The organism is Thermoactinomyces sp. CICC 23799 (assembly GCF_016055145.1).
GTDB lineage: Bacteria > Bacillota > Bacilli > Thermoactinomycetales > Thermoactinomycetaceae > Thermoactinomyces > Thermoactinomyces intermedius.
In genome coordinates this window covers 117,299-135,101 of sequence record NZ_JAECVV010000007.1, presented here as the reverse complement: position 1 = coordinate 135,101, position 17,803 = coordinate 117,299, and the positions used below count along the sequence as shown (strand labels likewise).

General features: G+C 48.6%; 15 protein-coding genes and 1 pseudogene. 13 read left to right on the top strand and 3 right to left on the bottom strand.

Annotation, left to right across the window (positions count from 1 at the left end):
* Positions 1 to 2: 2 nt before the first annotated feature.
* Complete coding sequence (locus tag I8U21_RS10825) at positions 3 to 2,135, bottom strand: carbon starvation CstA family protein (protein ID WP_181731492.1); 2,133 nt, start codon at positions 2,133 to 2,135, stop codon at positions 3 to 5.
* A gap of 235 nt (positions 2,136 to 2,370) precedes the next feature.
* Between I8U21_RS10825 and gatC the strand changes: the two genes are divergently transcribed.
* From gatC to I8U21_RS10800, 5 genes are read left to right on the top strand one after another with little or no spacing between them, the layout of a single operon-like run.
* A complete protein-coding gene (gatC, locus tag I8U21_RS10820) occupies positions 2,371 to 2,661 on the top strand; it encodes an Asp-tRNA(Asn)/Glu-tRNA(Gln) amidotransferase subunit GatC (protein WP_181731493.1) in 291 nt (96 codons plus the stop codon).
* A gap of 11 nt (positions 2,662 to 2,672) precedes the next feature.
* Entirely contained in the window at positions 2,673 to 4,139 is a 1,467-nt protein-coding gene (gene gatA, locus I8U21_RS10815; RefSeq protein WP_198053904.1) for an Asp-tRNA(Asn)/Glu-tRNA(Gln) amidotransferase subunit GatA, read from the top strand.
* The gene (gene gatB, locus I8U21_RS10810) at positions 4,136 to 5,575 is read left to right on the top strand and encodes an Asp-tRNA(Asn)/Glu-tRNA(Gln) amidotransferase subunit GatB (RefSeq protein WP_181731495.1); all 1,440 of its coding nucleotides are present in this window, start codon (positions 4,136 to 4,138) and stop codon (positions 5,573 to 5,575) included. The genes gatA and gatB overlap by 4 nt, the downstream gene beginning before the upstream one ends.
* 49 nt (positions 5,576 to 5,624) lie before the next feature.
* Positions 5,625 to 5,936 (top strand): hypothetical protein, encoded by a 312-nt coding sequence (locus tag I8U21_RS10805; RefSeq protein WP_181731496.1) that lies wholly within the window; start codon positions 5,625 to 5,627, stop codon positions 5,934 to 5,936.
* An 11-nt stretch (positions 5,937 to 5,947) separates the two neighbouring features.
* Positions 5,948 to 6,709 (top strand): sirohydrochlorin chelatase, encoded by a 762-nt coding sequence (locus tag I8U21_RS10800; protein WP_181731497.1) that lies wholly within the window; start codon positions 5,948 to 5,950, stop codon positions 6,707 to 6,709.
* 20 nt (positions 6,710 to 6,729) lie between these two features.
* Here I8U21_RS10800 and I8U21_RS10795 read toward each other — a convergent pair whose 3' ends face one another.
* A complete protein-coding gene (locus I8U21_RS10795; protein ID WP_037993084.1) occupies positions 6,730 to 6,981 on the bottom strand; it encodes a YkuS family protein in 252 nt (83 codons plus the stop codon).
* Between the two features lie 85 nt (positions 6,982 to 7,066).
* Between I8U21_RS10795 and I8U21_RS10790 the strand changes: the two genes are divergently transcribed.
* From I8U21_RS10790 to I8U21_RS10760, 7 genes and pseudogenes are all read left to right on the top strand, one after another.
* Positions 7,067 to 8,164 (top strand): HupE/UreJ family protein, encoded by a 1,098-nt coding sequence (locus I8U21_RS10790; RefSeq protein WP_181731498.1) that lies wholly within the window; start codon positions 7,067 to 7,069, stop codon positions 8,162 to 8,164.
* Positions 8,165 to 8,243: 79 nt separating this feature from the next.
* Positions 8,244 to 9,662, top strand: coding sequence for an NADP-dependent phosphogluconate dehydrogenase (gndA, locus tag I8U21_RS10785; RefSeq protein ID WP_181731499.1), 1,419 nt, complete (start codon positions 8,244 to 8,246; stop codon positions 9,660 to 9,662).
* Positions 9,663 to 9,774: 112 nt separating this feature from the next.
* Entirely contained in the window at positions 9,775 to 11,076 is a 1,302-nt protein-coding gene (locus tag I8U21_RS10780; protein ID WP_181731500.1) for an NCS2 family permease, read from the top strand.
* Between the two features lie 167 nt (positions 11,077 to 11,243).
* Positions 11,244 to 12,128 carry a diacylglycerol kinase gene (locus I8U21_RS10775; RefSeq protein ID WP_198053903.1) on the top strand — a complete coding sequence of 295 codons (885 nt, stop codon included), beginning with the start codon at positions 11,244 to 11,246 and terminating at the stop codon, positions 12,126 to 12,128.
* 50 nt (positions 12,129 to 12,178) lie between these two features.
* A complete protein-coding gene (gene rlmD, locus I8U21_RS10770; protein WP_181731502.1) occupies positions 12,179 to 13,561 on the top strand; it encodes a 23S rRNA (uracil(1939)-C(5))-methyltransferase RlmD in 1,383 nt (460 codons plus the stop codon).
* 410 nt (positions 13,562 to 13,971) lie between these two features.
* Positions 13,972 to 14,080 (top strand): annotated as a pseudogene (locus I8U21_RS10765) (IS1595 family transposase); the annotation flags it as partial.
* A gap of 109 nt (positions 14,081 to 14,189) precedes the next feature.
* Positions 14,190 to 15,074 carry an alpha/beta hydrolase gene (locus tag I8U21_RS10760; RefSeq protein ID WP_198053902.1) on the top strand — a complete coding sequence of 295 codons (885 nt, stop codon included), beginning with the start codon at positions 14,190 to 14,192 and terminating at the stop codon, positions 15,072 to 15,074.
* Positions 15,075 to 15,527: 453 nt separating this feature from the next.
* Here I8U21_RS10760 and I8U21_RS10755 read toward each other — a convergent pair whose 3' ends face one another.
* The gene (locus I8U21_RS10755) at positions 15,528 to 16,127 is read right to left on the bottom strand and encodes a TetR/AcrR family transcriptional regulator (RefSeq protein ID WP_198053901.1); all 600 of its coding nucleotides are present in this window, start codon (positions 16,125 to 16,127) and stop codon (positions 15,528 to 15,530) included.
* 157 nt (positions 16,128 to 16,284) lie between these two features.
* On the opposite strand from I8U21_RS10755, the gene I8U21_RS10750 reads away from it, so the two are divergent.
* Entirely contained in the window at positions 16,285 to 17,706 is a 1,422-nt protein-coding gene (locus I8U21_RS10750; RefSeq protein ID WP_198053900.1) for an MDR family MFS transporter, read from the top strand.
* Positions 17,707 to 17,803 lie beyond the last annotated feature (97 nt).

Genomic DNA, 17,803 nt, shown 5'->3' with positions numbered 1-17,803 from the left:
ATTCACCCCTTCACGGTTTTGGGTTGATGCGGAACATATGGCGCTTCTTTTGCCGACAGGGGTTCGTGTTTGACCAGCACCTTGTACCAGATGCGGGCCGCATCCACAATAATCACGATCACAAAAGCAATGAACAAGAAGGTTAAGACGGCATCAATCTGGTTGTTCAAAACGATGCGCTTCATTTCTTCGATCGATTGCGCCGGACCCAGCAACTGGTTGTTGGCAATCGCTTCGGAATATTTGTTGGCCGCCGCGATAAATCCGACCGACGGATCGGGATGGAACAACTTTTGCCATCCGGCTGTCATGGTGACAATGGTCAGCCATCCCAGCGGAATGAACGTCACCCAGGAGTAGGCGGCTTTTCCCATCTTGATCAAAATGGTGGTGCCGACAACCAGCGCAACAACCGCGAGCATTTGGTTGGCGATCCCGAACAGGGGCCATAACGTGTTAATGCCGCCCAACGGGTCAATGACGCCTTGGTATAAAAAGTAACCCCAGCCGGCAACAACGAGTGCGCTTGCCAAGATGTTTGCCGGATAAAACTTGGTGTCACCCAGTTTCGTGACAACCCTTCCCATCAAGTCTTGCAAAATGAAGCGGCCCACCCGGGTGCCGGCATCAATGGTGGTCAGAATGAATACAGCTTCAAACAAGATGGCAAAGTGATACCAGAATGCCATCAACGATTGTCCGCCGAGCACTTCGGAAAAGATGACGGACATTCCGACGGCAAGGGTCGGAGCTCCGCCGGTGCGGGAAAGAATGGTGCTTTCCCCGACCGATTCAGCCAATTGCGACAAATCCTGCGGCGTTACGGTAAATCCCATCTCCGTCACGGCCCGGGCTGCCGAGATGACATCATTTCCGATCACCGAAGCCGGACTGTTCATGGCAAAGTACACACCGGGAGTCAGGATGCATGCCGCGACCAGTGCCATGATGGCGACGAAAGATTCGGTCAGCATTCCGCCGTATCCAATCATGGTGGCATGGGATTCCCGGGCGATCATTTTGGGAGTGGTGCCGGATGAAACCAAAGCGTGGAATCCGGAGATGGCACCACAAGCGATAGTGATAAAGACAAACGGGAACAAATCGCCGGAGAACACGGGACCGGTTCCGTCAATGAATTGGGTTAAGGCCGGCATTTTAAGGTCCGGCAAGACGATGACAATGCCGACGGCCAGTCCAAAAATGACCCCCACTTTTAAAAAGGTGCTTAAATAATCGCGTGGGGCGAGCAAAAGCCAAACCGGGAGAACCGATGCGACAAAACCGTAAATGATCATCATCCAAGCAATGGTGGTGCCTTCAAACGTGAAGTATGAAGCCAAAGCCGGATGAGCGGATACATATTGCCCCCCGTAAATGGACAAAAGCAACAGGGCAAACCCGATGATCGAAGCTTCCAGCACTCTCCCCGGCCGCAGATAGCGCATGTAGATGCCCATAAATACGGCGATGGGGATCGTCATCACGATGGTGAACATTCCCCACGGGCTGTGTGCGAGCGCTTGCACAACCACCAATGCCAATACCGCCAGCAAAATAATCATGATTCCCAAAATGGCGATGGCAGCCGTGAATCCGCCGACCGGCCCGATTTCTTCGCGTGCCATGTCACCGAGTGACTTTCCGTTTCGCCGCATGGAACCGAACAAAATGATAAAGTCTTGCACGGCCCCGCCAAGCACCACGCCGACGATGATCCAGATCGTTCCCGGCAAATACCCCATTTGTGCCGCCAAAATGGGACCGACAAGGGGACCGGCGCCGGCAATGGCCGCAAAATGGTGGCCGAACAACACCCATTTGTTGGTGGGAACATAATCTTTGCCGTCATTATGAATTTCTGCCGGAGTTTTCCGATTGTCATCCAATTCGAAAATTTTCCGCGCGATAAAACGGCTGTAAAAACGGTAAGCAACCGCATAGGTGCAGACGGCGGCGGTAATCAGCCAAAATGAGTTCACCGATTCGCCGCGGTTTAAGGCCAAAATGGCAAACCCGGCGGCGCCTAGTACGGATATTCCTCCCCAGATGAGAATGGACAATAGTCGATTTTTCACGTTCAACCCTCCTGCTGATGAGAATTTGTCCGAACCGGTTGGATAGTGTTGCTTCATCGGATTCATCAAAATATTTATTGAATTTTATCATTATTATACTGGAGATTTTTTATGATTTCGACAAAAATATTTCCGATTTTAGTCAAAAAATAAGGTCTCTGTTCCCACGGACCTGTATTGAAAAGGACGGAGTTGAAGAAAAACTAATGTAATTTACGGTTTTATGCTATACTGTGAGAAGTTAAAGTGGAAGAATAATAAGGCAGGCGATTGTTTAGCGGAGGTGAACGAGATGGCGATTTCCAAAGAAGAGGTTTATAAAGTGGCTGAACTGGCCCGTTTGAAATTAAGTGAAGAGGAAGCGGAACAGTTTACCAGCCAGTTAAATGATATTTTGGAGTTTGCCAATAAATTGAACGAATTGGACACAGATCATGTGGAACCGACCAGCCATGTCATTCCAATGATCAATGTGATGCGGGAAGACGAAGTGCGTCCGTCCCTGGACCGGGAAAAAGTATTGAAAAATGCACCGGAACATCAAGACGGAATGTTTCGTGTGCCGGCAGTTTTTGAAGAGTAAGGGGGAGAACGATGTCGCTGTTTAATGAATCCATCAAGAGCATACATAAACGCTTGGCAGATCGTGAAATTTCGGTCAAAGACCTGGTGAATGAATCTCTGCGGCGCATTGAAGAAGTCGACGGACAAGTGCAAGCTTTCGTTCACGTGGACGCGGAAGGCGCCCGAAAGCGTGCGGAAGAGTTGGACAAGAAGCTTGCAAACACTTCGGAAAAAGGTCTGCTCGCCGCTTTACCGGCAGGCATCAAGGACAACATTTGCACCGAAGGCATGACCACAACGTGTGCCAGCCGGCTTTTGTCCAATTACCAGCCGATTTATAACGCAACGGTGATGGATAAATTGGAGCAGGCTGAAGCGGTGACAGTGGGAAAAATGAACATGGACGAATTTGCGATGGGTTCCTCCACGGAAAACTCCTCTTTGCAATTGACCCGCAATCCGTGGGATTTGGACCGGGTTCCCGGAGGATCCAGCGGAGGTTCGGCCGCAGCGGTTGCTGCCCGTGAAGTCTATTTCTCGCTCGGATCGGATACCGGCGGATCGATCCGCCAACCGGCGGCGTATTGCGGCGTGGTTGGCATGAAGCCGACCTACGGGCGTGTTTCCCGTTACGGTTTGGTGGCTTTTGCCTCTTCACTGGATCAAATCGGGCCGTTGACGAAAAACGTGGAAGACGCCGCGTATGTCTTGCAAGCCATTTCCGGCCACGATCCTCATGACACCACTTCGGCCCCGGTGGAAGTGCCGGACTATCTGTCTGCTTTGACCGGAGAGATCAAAGGCATGAAAGTGGCTGTGGCCAAAGAAATGATGGGAGAAGGCATTGATCCTTCCGTCCGTGAAACGGTTCAAAAAGCGATTGACCAGCTGGAGAAAATGGGCGCACATGTGGAGGAGGTTTCCCTTCCCCATATGGAATACGCGGTTGCGGCCTACTACATCATTGCCCCGGCAGAAGCTTCTTCCAACCTGGCCCGCTTTGACGGCGTGCGGTACGGGGTTCGCAAAACCGGGAAAAACTTGCTGGATCTTTATCTGGAGTCGCGCAGCCAAGGCTTCGGTCCCGAAGTGAAACGGCGGATCATGCTCGGAACTTATGCACTCAGCTCCGGTTATTATGATGCTTATTACAAAAAGGCGCAAAAAGTGAGAACATTGATCCGTCAGGATTTCGAGAACGTATTCAAGCAATTTGACGTAATTGTCGGACCGACCACGCCGACAACGGCTTTTAAAATCGGGGAACAAGCGGACGATCCGCTGACCATGTATATGAATGATATTTTGACCATTCCGGTCAACCTGGCAGGATTGCCGGCCATCAGTGTTCCGTGCGGTCTGGCGGACGGCATGCCGGTTGGTTTGCAGATCATTGGCCAGCCTTTTGCCGAATCGACGGTATTGCGCGTGGCTCATGCCTATGAACAACAAACTGAGTCATTGCCGGCTCCGATGGTGGGAGGGAACGCAGAATGAGTAAATATGAAACAGTCATCGGCTTGGAAGTTCACGTGGAACTGTCCACGAAATCCAAAATCTTTTGCGGTTGTTCAACTGAGTTCGGAGCTCCCCCCAACACGAATACCTGTCCGGTTTGCCTGGGGCATCCCGGCGTGCTTCCGGTATTGAACAAGCAAGCGGTGAATTTTGCGATGAAAGCCGCCATGGCCCTGAATTGCGAGATTGCTGAATACAGCAAGTTTGACAGGAAAAACTATTTTTATCCGGACAGCCCGAAAGCTTACCAAATCTCTCAATATGATCAACCGATCGGTCAAAACGGATGGATTGAAATCGAAGTGGACGGGAAAAAGAAACGCATCGGCATCACGCGTCTGCATCTGGAAGAAGACGCCGGAAAGCTGAATCACAGCGAAAACGGCGACGGATCGCTGGTGGATTTCAACCGTGTGGGAGTGCCGCTGATTGAGATCGTATCCGAACCCGATCTCCGTTCACCGGCTGAAGCCCGGGCGTACTTGGAAAAATTAAAAACGATCATCCAGTACACGGGCGTATCTGATGTCCGGATGGAAGAAGGCTCGTTGCGTTGCGATGCCAATATCAGTTTGCGTCCGGTCGGCCAAAAAGAATTCGGCACCAAGACGGAAATGAAAAACTTAAACTCGTTCAAAAACGTGGAAAAAGCGCTGGAATATGAACAAAAGCGGCAACAGGAAATCCTGGACCGCGGCGAAAAAGTGGTGCAACAAACCTTGCGCTGGCTGGAACAGGAAAACCGGACGAAAACCATGCGCAGCAAAGAGGAAGCGCATGATTACCGCTATTTCCCCGAACCGGATCTGGTTACGCTTCATATTGACGAAGCTTGGAAAGAAGAAATCCGCGCAAGCATCCCCGAATTGCCGGATCAGCGGAAAGAACGGTACCAAAAAGAGTTCGGGCTCAGTGATTATGATGCGGGCATTTTGACCAGCTCCAAAGCCGTTGCCGATTTTTATGAAGAGACGGTGGCGAAAAAAGCGGATCCGAAACTGGCTTCCAACTGGATCATCACCGAACTGTTGGGATATCTGAACCGGGAAGGCATCGAAATCGAAGCCATCCGGATGACCCCGGCTCATTTAGCTGAAATGATCTTATTGATTCAAAAAGGAACCATCAGCAGCAAAATCGCGAAAAAAGTGTTCAAAGAAATGTTGGATACCGGAAAAGACCCCGGAACCATCGTGAAAGAAAAAGGATGGGTCCAAATCAGTGACGAAGGGAAGCTGAAAGAGGAAGTCGCAAAAGTGATTGCCGCCAACCCGCAATCCGTTGAGGACTTTAAAAACGGAAAAGACCGGGCGCTTGGCTTCCTGGTTGGTCAGGTGATGAAAGCAACCCGGGGCCAAGCCAATCCGAAATTGGTGAATGAGTTGATCTTAAAACAGATTCAGTCGTCCAATTAAAAAGCTCGCCTTTCGGCGGGCTTCTTTCTAATCAGAAGGAGGCTTGGTTGTGCTGCTTTTTCATCTTGTGATTATTGCGCTTCTGTTGGGGGCGGGGGTTTATTTTTTATTTTTTGTGCCGGCCCCTTATGAAGCGGTTACTTTTTTGATTTTTGCGCTGTATTTTTTGTTGACCTATTATGAGCGGACGGCCCGGGCGTTTCCCAAACCCGTTTATTGGGTGACGGTTTTTTTGCTGGCTTTAAACGGAGTGGCTCAGGTCTTTTTTTATGCGGAAGGCCTGATGAACGGGATGATCAGCTTCTTTTTCGCTCTTTTGACATTTAAATCCATGCAGAAAGTGGCAGACCATTCAAAATAAGGGGATGTGTGATGGCGGAAAAAATCGGGGTGCTGGTGATTGCCCATGGTTCCAGAAGCAGCCGGTGGGTCCGGTTGGTTGATGATGCCGTGAAGCAGGTGAAAACGGAACATCCACTTACGGTCGGATTTTTGGAACTGGTGGAAGGCCGGAAGATCCAAGACGGGATTGATGCATTGGAAGCCCAGGGGGTAAACCGGATTTTTGCCATCCCCCTGTTTGCATCTTCCGGCAGCAAACATATTGAAGAAATCCGGTTTATGTTGGGGCTGACCGGCCGGCTTCCGGCCGCATCCGATGTCGCCCCGTTGAACGTTCATGCCAAAGTGGCGATGAGTCCCGCGATGGACGATCATCCGTACATTGCGGAAATGTTGGCCAAAAGAATCCAAGCTCTTATCCGGAAACCGGAGGAAGAGGCGGTTTTGCTGGTGGGACACGGAAATGAATTGCCCGGTTTCAAAGAGAAGTGGGAAGCCGGAATGAACGGATTGGTAAAGCAGCTGCGGCGAAAGTTTCCTTTGGCCTGTATCACCTCTGCCTCCCTTTCATCGGACGAATTGCAAAAACGGGCTGATGCTTTGAGTCAGAAATACCGGGTGTTGGTTTTGCCTTTGTTTTTAAGCGAGGGGTACTTCACTGACCAACTGATTCCCTCCCGTTTGGAAGGATTGAAGGTGGAATACCTCAGGTCGGCATACTTGCCGGATCCGGGAGTTTCCCGTTGGATGGAGGCCATGGTGGAGAACCTGAAGAAAAAGACCAAGTCATAACAGATGACTTGGTCTTTTCTTTAAGATCCGGCAATTTGTTCAATCCGCCGGCAAACTTCTTCCGGGGTCAGGCCGCTTGCGCTGATGACCGGACAGTTTTCCACTTGGTCTTGCATGCCCATTAAATTCTGATCTTGTCCGGATATGACAATTGCGGCATAATTACCTTGATTTTGCAGTGATTCCGCTTGATATTCCTCAACTTGGAAACCTCTTTGGCTCAAGTAATCACGGACGGGAGATAATCCGGCTTCCACTGCAACGCGTTTCATGATTTAATCCCTCCTGTTTCTTGGTACGTTGTTAGTTTGATGGAAATGGCCCGGAATTATACGAAATGATGTGGGAGGAGAGAGGATGGAGAAAATTCGTTATTGGGGATGGATGGGATGTTTATGGTGGATGATCATTTTCTTGCCTTTGTTGCCGGCAGAGGCCCATCCGTTGCATCTGGTGTCTACGGATCTATCGGTCGAAGGCAATCAAATTCATGTTTCGATGCTGATCAATGAGCCCCTGTTGGAACAGGTGGCGGGGAAGCAACTGGTGCTGAAGGAAAATAAAGTGCGTGAAGAACAGGAGAATCAAATCGAAAGCTATATAAAAACACGGTTTGTTGCAAAAAATAATAACCGTCCGATGCCATTCACATTGAAAGAAATCACCCGGCCGGAACCGGGGCACTACCGGGTGGAGGGAGCGTTTATTTCCACAGAACCGGTCGGCAAAGTGGATCTGTCTTATCAAATGTTCTTTGAATTCAACAAAGGCCAACACCAAAACGTGGTCAAGATCGAAAACGGGGATCAGGAAGGGCATTATGTTTTTCATGATGACAACCGGCATCTGACTTTCTCCAAACAAACGGATTTGTCGGTTTGGCTGACGGCCAAAGAGTTTGTTTATATGGGAATGACACACATCTGGTTTGGGTTTGATCACCTGGCTTTTTTGGCGGGGCTTCTGGTGGCCGCGGGAAACGCGAAAAACTTGTTGAAGGTGATTACTTGTTTCACTGTTGCCCATTCCATCACGTTGATTTTGGCCGTCATGGACATTATTGCAGCCCCCTCGAAGTGGGTGGAAGTGCTGATTGCACTGACCATTGTTTATGTTGCAGTGGAGAATTTCTTTTTCCGGACATACCCTCATCGACTGACCGTGACGTTTTTCTTCGGATTGATTCACGGTTTGGGATTTGCCGGTTCGCTGGCGGATATCCACTTGCCCAAAACCAACTTTCTCACCGCTCTCTTTTCGTTTAATGCGGGGATTGAAATCGGGCAATTGTTGGTGGTTTCCCTTGTGTTCCCGTTGCTCCGGCGGATCCGCATGCGAAACGGTGCGCTTGAGCGCCGGATCATCCGGTGGGTTTCAGCAGTGATGGCGTTGTTGGGAATTTTGTGGATGGTGGAGCGGGCTTTTGAGATTCAAATTCCGTTTTTCCCGATTTGAAGAAGAATGAATTTGTTTTTGTTATAATTAATTATTAAAGATGAACAATACTTTACATTTATAGAAGGATGTGTCGTTCATGGCAAAAAGTCATATCGGAGTAATCGGACTGGCAGTGATGGGCAAAAATCTGGCTTTGAATATGGAAAGCAAAGGTTATACCGTATCTGTCTTCAACCGTTCTCCGGAGCGGACGAAAAAGCTGACCGAAAAACACAGCGATTTGAATATCGTTGGTACATATACCATGGAAGAATTTGTTCAATCTCTTCAAAAACCGCGCCGGATCATGTTGATGGTCAAAGCCGGCCAACCGACGGATGACATGATTCAACAACTGAAAAAATACCTGGAACCCGGCGATATTGTCATTGACGGCGGCAATGCCTTTTACGAGGACACCATTCGCCGCAGCAAAGAATTGGAAGCCACCGGGATTCATTTTATCGGGGCCGGGGTGTCCGGAGGGGAAGAAGGAGCCCTGCACGGACCGGCCATCATGCCGGGAGGATCCAAAGAAGCCTATGAGCAGGTCCAACATATTTTGACCGACATTTCCGCCAAAGTAAACGGCGATCCCTGCTGCACCTATATCGGCCCGAACGGAGCCGGACATTATGTGAAAATGGTGCACAACGGCATCGAATACGGCGACATGCAATTGATCAGTGAAGCTTATCATTTGTTGAAACATCTGTTAAACATGAATGCCGAAGAATTGCATGAGGTCTTTAAAGAATGGAACCAAGGCGAGTTGAACAGTTACCTGATCGAAATCACGGCTGACATCTTTACCAAAGTCGATAAGGAAACCGGACAGCCGTTGGTTGAATTGATCCTGGATACCGCCGGACAAAAAGGAACCGGAAAATGGACAAGCCAAAGTTCCTTGGATCTCGGCGTCCCGCTCTCCATTATCACCCAGTCGGTTTATTCCCGCTTTTTGTCGGCCATGAAAGAAGAGCGGGTTAAAGCCAGCCAGGTCTTAAAAGGGCCGAAAACCGGCTGCCATACGGTGATCGAGGACCGGGAAGCATTGATCGAATCGATCCGTAAAGCCCTTTATGCCAGCAAGATCTGTTCATACGCCCAAGGATTTGCCCAAATGAAAGCCGCATCCGATGCCTTTGGCTGGGATTTGAAACCCGGGGAAATCGCGATGATTTTCCGCGGCGGATGCATTATCCGTGCCCAATTCCTGCAAAATATCAAAGAGGCATATGACCGGGATCCGAACTTGAGCAACTTGCTTTTGGACCCCTACTTTAAAGGGATTGTGGAAGAGTATCAGCAAGCTTGGCGGGAAGTGGTGGCAACGGCGGTGTTAAACGGCATTCCGGTGCCTGCTTTTGCCAGTGCCATCAACTACTATGACAGTTACCGCTCTGAGAAACTGCCGGCCAACCTGCTGCAAGCCCAGCGCGATTATTTTGGAGCCCATACTTACCGGCGCATTGACCGGGAAGGCGTGTTCCATACAGAGTGGACAAAAGAATAACCAGGAGACCCCGGGATGTCATTTCCGGGGTTTTTTTCTTGCATTTTATACATAAAACGAATAATATATATCTGTACTTCTAATAATATTCGTTTTTTGGGGGAGTTCATCCATGTTTCAATTGGAAAAACACGGATCTTCCGTTAAAAAAGAAATCATTGCAGGAATGACCACCTTTTTCACCATGTCTTATATTATGGTGGTAAACCCGATTATTTTGGCGGATGCCGGGGTTCCCTTTTCGTTGAGTTTCTTTGCCACCATCATTGCGACGGTGGTTGGGACGTTGGTCATGGGATTGTTCGCAAATTACCCGATTGCCATTGCTCCGGCGATGGGTTTAAATGCATATTTTGCCTATTCCGTGGTGAAAGCCCATCAAGGGTTGGGATATGAAGAAGCGTTCGCGGCGGTCTTTGTCGCGGGAATTCTCTTTGTTCTGATTTCGTTGACGCCACTTCGGACCAAGCTGATAGAAGTGATCCCTTCCAATTTGAAAAGCGCGATCACGGCAGGCATTGGATTGTTTATTGCTTTCATCGGTTTGAGAATGTCGGGATTGATTCAAGACCATCCATCCAATTTGGTGGCGCTTGGCAACCTTCATTCTGCTTCGGCGCTGCTTACGCTGGCCGGATTGGCGATCACACTGGCCTGTATGGCACTCAATCTAAATGGCGCTTTATTTATCGGCATGATCGGGACGGGAATCATTGCTTATTTGACGGGACAGCTTTCTTTCGACAGCGGCATCGTGTCGGCTCCCGAGATTCCAAACCGCCTCGTGGTGGACAATCCGGTTCATGCGTTTCAAGTTGTGTTTGATTACGGTTTGTATGCAGTGGTCTTTTCCTTTTTATTGGTCACATTGTTTGACACCACCGGCACGGTCTTGGGTGTGGCCAAACAAGCCGGATTGATGAAAGAGGGAGTGCTTCCCCGGGGAGAAAGAACCCTGCTGGCCGATTCGGTTGCGACCCTGACAGGCTCCATTTTTGGAACCAGCCCGACCTCGGCCTATATTGAATCGTCCTCCGGTGTGGCTTCCGGCGGGAGAACCGGGTTGACAGCCGTGGTTGTGGCCGTGTTGTTTGCCCTTTCTGCCTTTTTCAGCCCGCTGGTTCAATCCGTGTCCGGGATTGCGGCCATCACGGCCCCGGCTTTGATTGTGGTCGGTGCCTTGATGATGAGCCATGTCAGCCATATCCAATGGAATGAGATTGATGAGGCATTCCCGGCATTTATGGTGATTTTGAGCATGCCGCTGACATCAAGCATCGCCACGGGAATCGCGCTGGGCTTTCTCACCTATCCGCTGATGAAAATCTTCCGCGGCAAGTGGAGAGAAGTTCACTGGCTGGTGTATCTCTTTGCGGTTCTGTTCTTTTTCCAACTGGTTTTCCTGCCCCATTGACCGGAGATTGACAGGCTTGCGGGAATTTCCCGCAAGCCTTTTTCTATAACGAAATATTCACTTTGAAGTGGTCCGGGGTGTTGGGTAAACTAGTAACTAGGTGTTTGTTCCGACGGAATAAGGAAAAATGACGGCAATTTTTTTAAACGTCCAAAGGAGCTGGCTCTATGAAACGGGCACGACTGATATACAATCCCACAGCCGGAAGGGAAATGATAGCCAGGAAGTTGCCGCAGTTGCTCGCGGTATTGGAACAGGCCGGATATGAAACCTCCTGCCATGCCACCACGGGACGGGGATATGCCACCCGGGAAGCCCGTATTGCCGCTGAACGGGGAGAGGATGTGGTGATTGCCGCCGGCGGGGACGGGACGATTCATGAAGTGGTCAACGGGTTGGCAGAGTTTCCAAACCCTCCCGCTCTCGGCATTTTGCCCGGAGGAACCACGAATGATCTGGCCCGGGCTTTGAAACTTCCCCGGGATTTGGAAGAAGCTTGCAAAGTGATTGCCAAAGGAAACACCGTCGATGTGGATGTCGGTGTGTTTGGAGATAAATATTTCATCAATGTGGCGGCGGCCGGCCGGTTGACGGAAGTCACCTATGAGGCGCCCAGCCGTTTAAAGTCCATCGTGGGGCCGTTGGCTTATTACGCCAAAGCGATCGAAAAGCTGGGGAGCCTTCATCATCCTTTCCCGGTCGAGCTTCAAACGCCCCGCGGGAAATGGAAGTCGGAAATCTGGCTGATCATCATTGCCAACAGCGTCTCCGTCGGGGGATTTGAACGGCTTGCTCCCGAAGCCAGTCTGAATGACGGTTTGTTTGATGTGCTCATCATTCCCAAAGCCAATATCCCCGATCTTTTGCACTTGGCTGCCCTGGCCCGCAAAGGGGAACATATCCGGGATTCGAGAATCATTTATTTCCAAACGGATGAGCTCGAGATCAACACCCCGATTTCCCTGAAATTAAATCTGGACGGGGAGTGGGGAGGGGAGCTTTCCGGTAAGGTGAAAATGCTGCCGCGCCATCTAAAAATCTTTTGTCCATAGTCGCCGTTCATCCGGGTTGATGAACGTTTTTTTATGAAGGAGTTGTTCGGATGAAGAAAGCAAAACCGCCGGTAAAAACAGGCGATGTGATTGAAATGGAAATCACCGGCCTGTCCCATGACGGAGCCGGTGTCGGCAAATACCAGGGATTCACCATCTTTGTGCCTCAAACGGTTCCGGATGAGAAAGTCCGTGTGCGCGTTCAAGTGGTGAAAAAAACATACGGGAAAGGCGAAGCAATCCAAGTGTTGAAAAGCCATCCCAGCCGGACGGAACCCCCTTGCCCGATTTATCACGAATGCGGGGGATGCCAGATCCAACATTTGCAATATCCCGCCCAACTGGAGCATAAACGGCAACAGGTGGCGGATCATTTTGAGCGGATCGGCGGCATGCAGGTGCCGGTTCTTCCCGTGTTGGGCATGGAAAACCCATGGCGGTACCGCAATAAAGCCCAGGTTCCTTTGGGATGGGAAGACGGGAAAGTGAAAGCCGGTTTTTATGCGGCCGGATCGCACCGGATTGTGGATATGGAGGCCTGCCTCATCCAGCATGAAGCCAATGACCAAGCCGTCCGGAAAGTCAAAGAATTGGCCCGGGAACTGAAAATCCCCATTTATGACGAAACCAAACACCAAGGATGCTTGCGGCATGTGATGGTTCGCACCGGTTTTCACACCGGGGAATTGATGATCGTCCTGGTGACGAACGGAAAAAAACTGCCGCATCGCGACAAATGGGTGGAGGCGTTGCGAAAAGAGTTCCCCGCACTCAAATCATTGATCCAAAATATCAATTCCAAACGGACCAATGTGGTCTTGGGGCCGGAAAATGAAGTGTTGTGGGGCCGGGATGTCATTTACGACCGGATCGGGGAAGTGACCTTTGCCATTTCGCCGCATTCCTTTTTCCAGGTCAATCCCGTGCAGACCCAAGTGCTGTATGATCAAGTAGCCCGGTATGCCGGCCTGACCGGCCGGGAAGTCGTGATCGACGCTTATTGCGGAATCGGAACCATTGCCTTGTACCTGGCGCAAAACGCCAAGCGGGTATACGGGGTGGAAATTGTTCCCGCTGCCGTCCGGGATGCCGAAAGAAATGCGAAAATCAACGGAATGGATCATGTCACGTTTGAAACAGGAGCCGCGGAAGAAGTATTGCCCCGATGGTATGAAGAAGGGATCCGCCCGGATGTTGTGGTGGTGGATCCGCCGCGAAAAGGTTGTGACCGGGTGCTGCTCGATACCCTCGTTTCTATGCAGCCTGAGCGGCTCGTCTACGTTTCCTGCAATTCAGCCACATTGGCCCGTGATGCAAAATACCTCGCAGAATGCGGGTACCGGGTGCAGGAAGTGCAACCGGTCGACATGTTCCCGCAGACCGGGCACATAGAAAATGTTGCCATGTTTAAATTAGAAAATTATCTAAAATAAAAAGATCTGAAGAAATAGGCCTTAACCTGTCCTTGGGGGGTCTATTTCTTTTAATATAGTGTCATTAGCGCAATAATTTTGTTGACTCACGCCATAAATATCTTTTTATATTTGATAATTTGCCTTATACCCATTACAAATTACAAAAACTGTGCCTCCAGAAGGAGTTGAAACGGTCTGACTTTGTTCTGGGAGTTTTTGCTTTTGGCAGCGACTCAAAAAAATACATTCGTATTTTTTCCGCGGTGTCATGCTCCGTAGCATATTTAAAGTCCTGCGGGAACGTCACGAGCTTATAGACATGCGCGAACGCGCTTGCGCGTTAACCTGTACCCCAACATTTGACAAAGGACCAATTTTTATATCAAAATTAAGAATATAAAGTTTATTTATTATATATTTTTTAAGGGGATAAAATGAATTCATATGTTAAGTTTTCAAATATAAAAGGAAATAAATTAGTACAGTTGAAAACAGGAAAGAGCAAGAATGGCATTTATAATATCCAGTATATTAACAACTGCATTACATTGAGGTCTGAAAAATGCAGTCAAGAGGCCAGCAATTCGTTCGCCCCGCGGATTCTGACAAATCGGAATTTATGGAACAATATTGAAAGGAGGTAATTATGAGGAATTCATTCCAGCGGGAAGATGTTGACTTTTATTCCAAGGGAACAAGATGCAGTGCATGGTTGTATTTACCAGCAAGCGATAAAAAATGCCCCATAATTGTAATGGCTCACGGATTGGGTGGAACTCGTGAAATGCGTTTATATGAATACGCTGAAAGATTTGCAGAAGCAGGATACGCTTGCTTTTTATTTGACTATCGTAACTTTGGAGCAAGTGACGGCAATAAAAGACAACTGATAAATGTAAAAATGCAGCTCGAAGATTGGAATAATGCCATCGAATATATCAAAAAAGACAATCGCATTGACGGAGAGAATCTTTTGCTCTTTGGCACTTCATTCAGCGGTGGGCATGTAATATGGCTGTCGGCACACAGAAATGATATTAAAGCAACTGTAGCACAATGTCCATATACGGATACCATGGCCACAGTAAAAATGGTATCCCTGCCTTATATCCTGAAAAAAGTACCTTTGGTTATTGCTGATTTATTATCCTGTATAAGAGGATATCATCCCGTTATGCTGAAACTCTCCACATACAAGGGAGAAAATGCGTTTATGGAAGCCGATGAGGAAACCACAAAGAGATTTATTGGAGATGCAGAATTTAGAAATGAAGCACCAGCAAGAACATTACTTGAATTTGTCAAGTATTCTCCCGGCAAATATTTCAGCAAAATCAACAATCCGATTTATGTTGCGGTTTGTTCAAAAGATTCATTGGCTCCTGCAGAAAAAACCATACAGCTTGCAGGAAACACGAAATACTCAACTTGTAAACAGTATGATTGCGGACACTTTGATATTTATTTAAATCCGTATTTTGAAGAAGCTATTAATGATTATATCAACTTTTATAATGAGATATTATTGTAAAACAAGACAGATCTGATTCTCGTATACGTTAGAAGATAAGTGAAATGCACAAATCCCGGTTTGTAGAGGAGATAACGTGTCCTTTACAATTACACAACCATATTTGTAACAGAGCCTTTTTATTTTACATACTTTTCAAATCTTCATTGAGCCAAGGTATCATAAATTTCTTTTGTTTTTTTATTGGTTCACTTCCACAATCGGCTCCGTAACATAAAAGGTATTGAAAAGAAGTGATAATGCACCACTACATCTCATTTGTTATAATTCGTCTGTCGTCAACACTCGAGACACGTGGAGTGTGTGGCATTGATGAAAAAAAGATTGACAGAAAGACATTGGATCCGGATTTGATAAAAAAGCACTGATCATTTCCGGATCTTTTTCAGTATCAATCCGGAGGGAATTTAGGGTGGACAAGAAAACAGAATTCTTGCCCGCGAGCGGGAGTCGTCAAGCAAGATAAACCGGAAGCAATATTTCGTCCACCAGCCGTTTCAACCGTTTGGTATTAATCCCATCTTTGCGCAAAATATTTTCAATCCGGAGCAGGTCAAAAGGCAAGGTCAGTGTCTCGTCGCTGACCTCTTTTATTTTTTCTCCCCGTTTTTTGGCGAATCCGAGCAGTTTCCGCATGACCTGGATGTTTTTATTGGTTGCGTTGATTTCAAGTTCAGCCGCGATTTCTTTGTTTTGCCCCATTTCAAATAAAATCGCATTCATGATTTCACGCTCGCACCGGTCATAAATGCTTTGGTAGAGGGTGAGCAACTGCAATAAGTCCCCGCGCAAACTTCCGGTGTCCTCAATTTTATCGATCAAAGCCCCGTCGAGTGCGTCGATTGCTTTATATGCTACGATGTCACGGATCAACTCCAAGGGAGTTTTCCAACGGCGGTACAAGACCGAACGGCTGGTTTTGGCGGCCTGCGCGATTTGCTGAAAGGTCAGGTTGCTGTAGCCGACTTTTTTGATTAACTGGATCGTGGCGTCATAAATGCTTTCGGTCAGCGTGTCTCCTCTTCGGCGCGTATTCTTGTTTGGATCTTTCATTTCTTCACCTTCTTTCGGGAAAACTTAATCCCAGACCAAAATTTTTCTAAAACATTATACCATATTGTTATTGGAAATAAGGTACATATTGAATCTTATATCATTCCTGTATATACTAATTAAAGTACAATATGTATCTTAATTAGGGGATGGAAAAATGGAAAAAGAAAAATTGCCCAAAGGATTACTCGGCATCGCGTGGATTTTGGTGCTTGGCGCACTGCCGCCGATGTTGGACTCCACGATCGTGAATATTGCGGTGAATGATTTGGCAAAAGTGTTTTCAGCTTCTTTTGTTGTTACGCAATGGGTTGTGACCGGATATGTTCTTGCGTTGGGGATGGCCGTCCCTTTCTCCGGATGGCTGATGCAAAAATATGACGGCAAGAAGGTGTATATGTACGCATTGGGGCTGTTTTTGATCAGCTCGCTCCTTTCCGGATTTGCCTGGAACATTGAGAGCCTGATTGCATTTCGTGTGTTGCAGGGGATCGCTTCCGGCATCATCATTCCAACGTTGACGACCTTGGTTGCACAAGCTGCCGGCGGCGAAAACATCGGGCGTCTCATGTCTGTTGTCGGCATTCCGGTTGTTTTTGGCCCGATTGCCGGACCGGTGATCGGAGGGTTGATTTTGCAACACTCCGAGTGGCCGTGGTTGTTCTTTGTAAACCTTCCGGTCGGAGCCGTTGCACTCATCATTGCGCAATGGAAGCTTCCAAAATTTGAACCGGTGAATCGATCGGCAAAACTGGACTGGGCCGGTATTTTTTTGTTGGCGCTGTTATCGGGTATGTTTATCTATGGCATCACGGAGATCCGGGCGGAAAGCAAGCATGCAGCCACGGGCATTCTGGCTTTGGGGATGGCCGCTCTGTCGCTGATTTCCTACCTGTTTTATGCATGGAAGCAAAAAAGCGAAGCATTGATTCCGCTGGATCTGTTCCAATCCAAAAATTTCAGTGCCGTGTTCTTTTCCCTGTTCCTGGCCGGTTTTGCCACCAACGGACCCATGCTTCTCTTCCCGATGTTTTTTCAAAATGTACTCGGCCTGGATGTGATCACATCGGCACTGTGGCTGGTTCCCCAAGGCTTGGGGATGCTGGTGGCACGGCCGTTGATTGGCAACTTGACGGATAAGATCGGAGCCCGGTATGTTGTATTGCCTTCGATTGCCATCACCATCATCGGGACATTCCCATTTATATTTTTTGATGTTGCCACGGCGCAGTGGATCATCTGGATTGTACTCTTCATACGCGGAATCGGCGTTGGAGGGATCACGGTCCCGGTGATGAGCGATGCTTATGTGGGACTGGAAAGGTCGCAGATGCCGGCAGCCAGCGTAGCCACTCGCATCATCCAAAACGTCGGGGCGGCTTCCGGTTCCGCTGTTTTGGCAACCGTGGTGAGCCATTTCCTCTATCAAGGGGGAGCCGCGGCAGCCAACCTGGCCGGTGCTTATCATGCCGGTTTTGTGACAAGTTTGATCTTCATGGTGATCAGCATCCTGCCGGCATTGTTTTTGACAAACAAAATGAAAAGCCGGATGACAGGGCCTCAGGTGCAGAATCAATAAGGAAACAAGCCCGAGGTGGATTTGTCACTTCGGGCATTATTTTGAAAAAAGGCCGGCGGGGTGGGTTCCGGCATATTGCAATGTCTTCATGAATAGA

What these genes read in the sequence shown, in the direction of transcription:
- I8U21_RS10825 (WP_181731492.1), bottom strand. Translation starts at nt 2,135, where the DNA reads ATGAAGCAACACTATCCAACCGGTTCGGACAAATTCTCATCAGCAGGA.
- gatC (WP_181731493.1), top strand. Translation starts at nt 2,371, where the DNA reads ATGGCGATTTCCAAAGAAGAGGTTTATAAAGTGGCTGAACTGGCCCGT.
- gatA (WP_198053904.1), top strand. Translation starts at nt 2,673, where the DNA reads ATGTCGCTGTTTAATGAATCCATCAAGAGCATACATAAACGCTTGGCA.
- gatB (WP_181731495.1), top strand. Translation starts at nt 4,136, where the DNA reads ATGAGTAAATATGAAACAGTCATCGGCTTGGAAGTTCACGTGGAACTG.
- I8U21_RS10800 (WP_181731497.1), top strand. Translation starts at nt 5,948, where the DNA reads ATGGCGGAAAAAATCGGGGTGCTGGTGATTGCCCATGGTTCCAGAAGC.
- I8U21_RS10795 (WP_037993084.1), bottom strand. Translation starts at nt 6,981, where the DNA reads ATGAAACGCGTTGCAGTGGAAGCCGGATTATCTCCCGTCCGTGATTAC.
- I8U21_RS10790 (WP_181731498.1), top strand. Translation starts at nt 7,067, where the DNA reads ATGGAGAAAATTCGTTATTGGGGATGGATGGGATGTTTATGGTGGATG.
- gndA (WP_181731499.1), top strand. Translation starts at nt 8,244, where the DNA reads ATGGCAAAAAGTCATATCGGAGTAATCGGACTGGCAGTGATGGGCAAA.
- I8U21_RS10780 (WP_181731500.1), top strand. Translation starts at nt 9,775, where the DNA reads ATGTTTCAATTGGAAAAACACGGATCTTCCGTTAAAAAAGAAATCATT.
- I8U21_RS10775 (WP_198053903.1), top strand. Translation starts at nt 11,244, where the DNA reads ATGAAACGGGCACGACTGATATACAATCCCACAGCCGGAAGGGAAATG.
- rlmD (WP_181731502.1), top strand. Translation starts at nt 12,179, where the DNA reads ATGAAGAAAGCAAAACCGCCGGTAAAAACAGGCGATGTGATTGAAATG.
- I8U21_RS10760 (WP_198053902.1), top strand. Translation starts at nt 14,190, where the DNA reads ATGAGGAATTCATTCCAGCGGGAAGATGTTGACTTTTATTCCAAGGGA.
- I8U21_RS10755 (WP_198053901.1), bottom strand. Translation starts at nt 16,127, where the DNA reads ATGAAAGATCCAAACAAGAATACGCGCCGAAGAGGAGACACGCTGACC.
- I8U21_RS10750 (WP_198053900.1), top strand. Translation starts at nt 16,285, where the DNA reads ATGGAAAAAGAAAAATTGCCCAAAGGATTACTCGGCATCGCGTGGATT.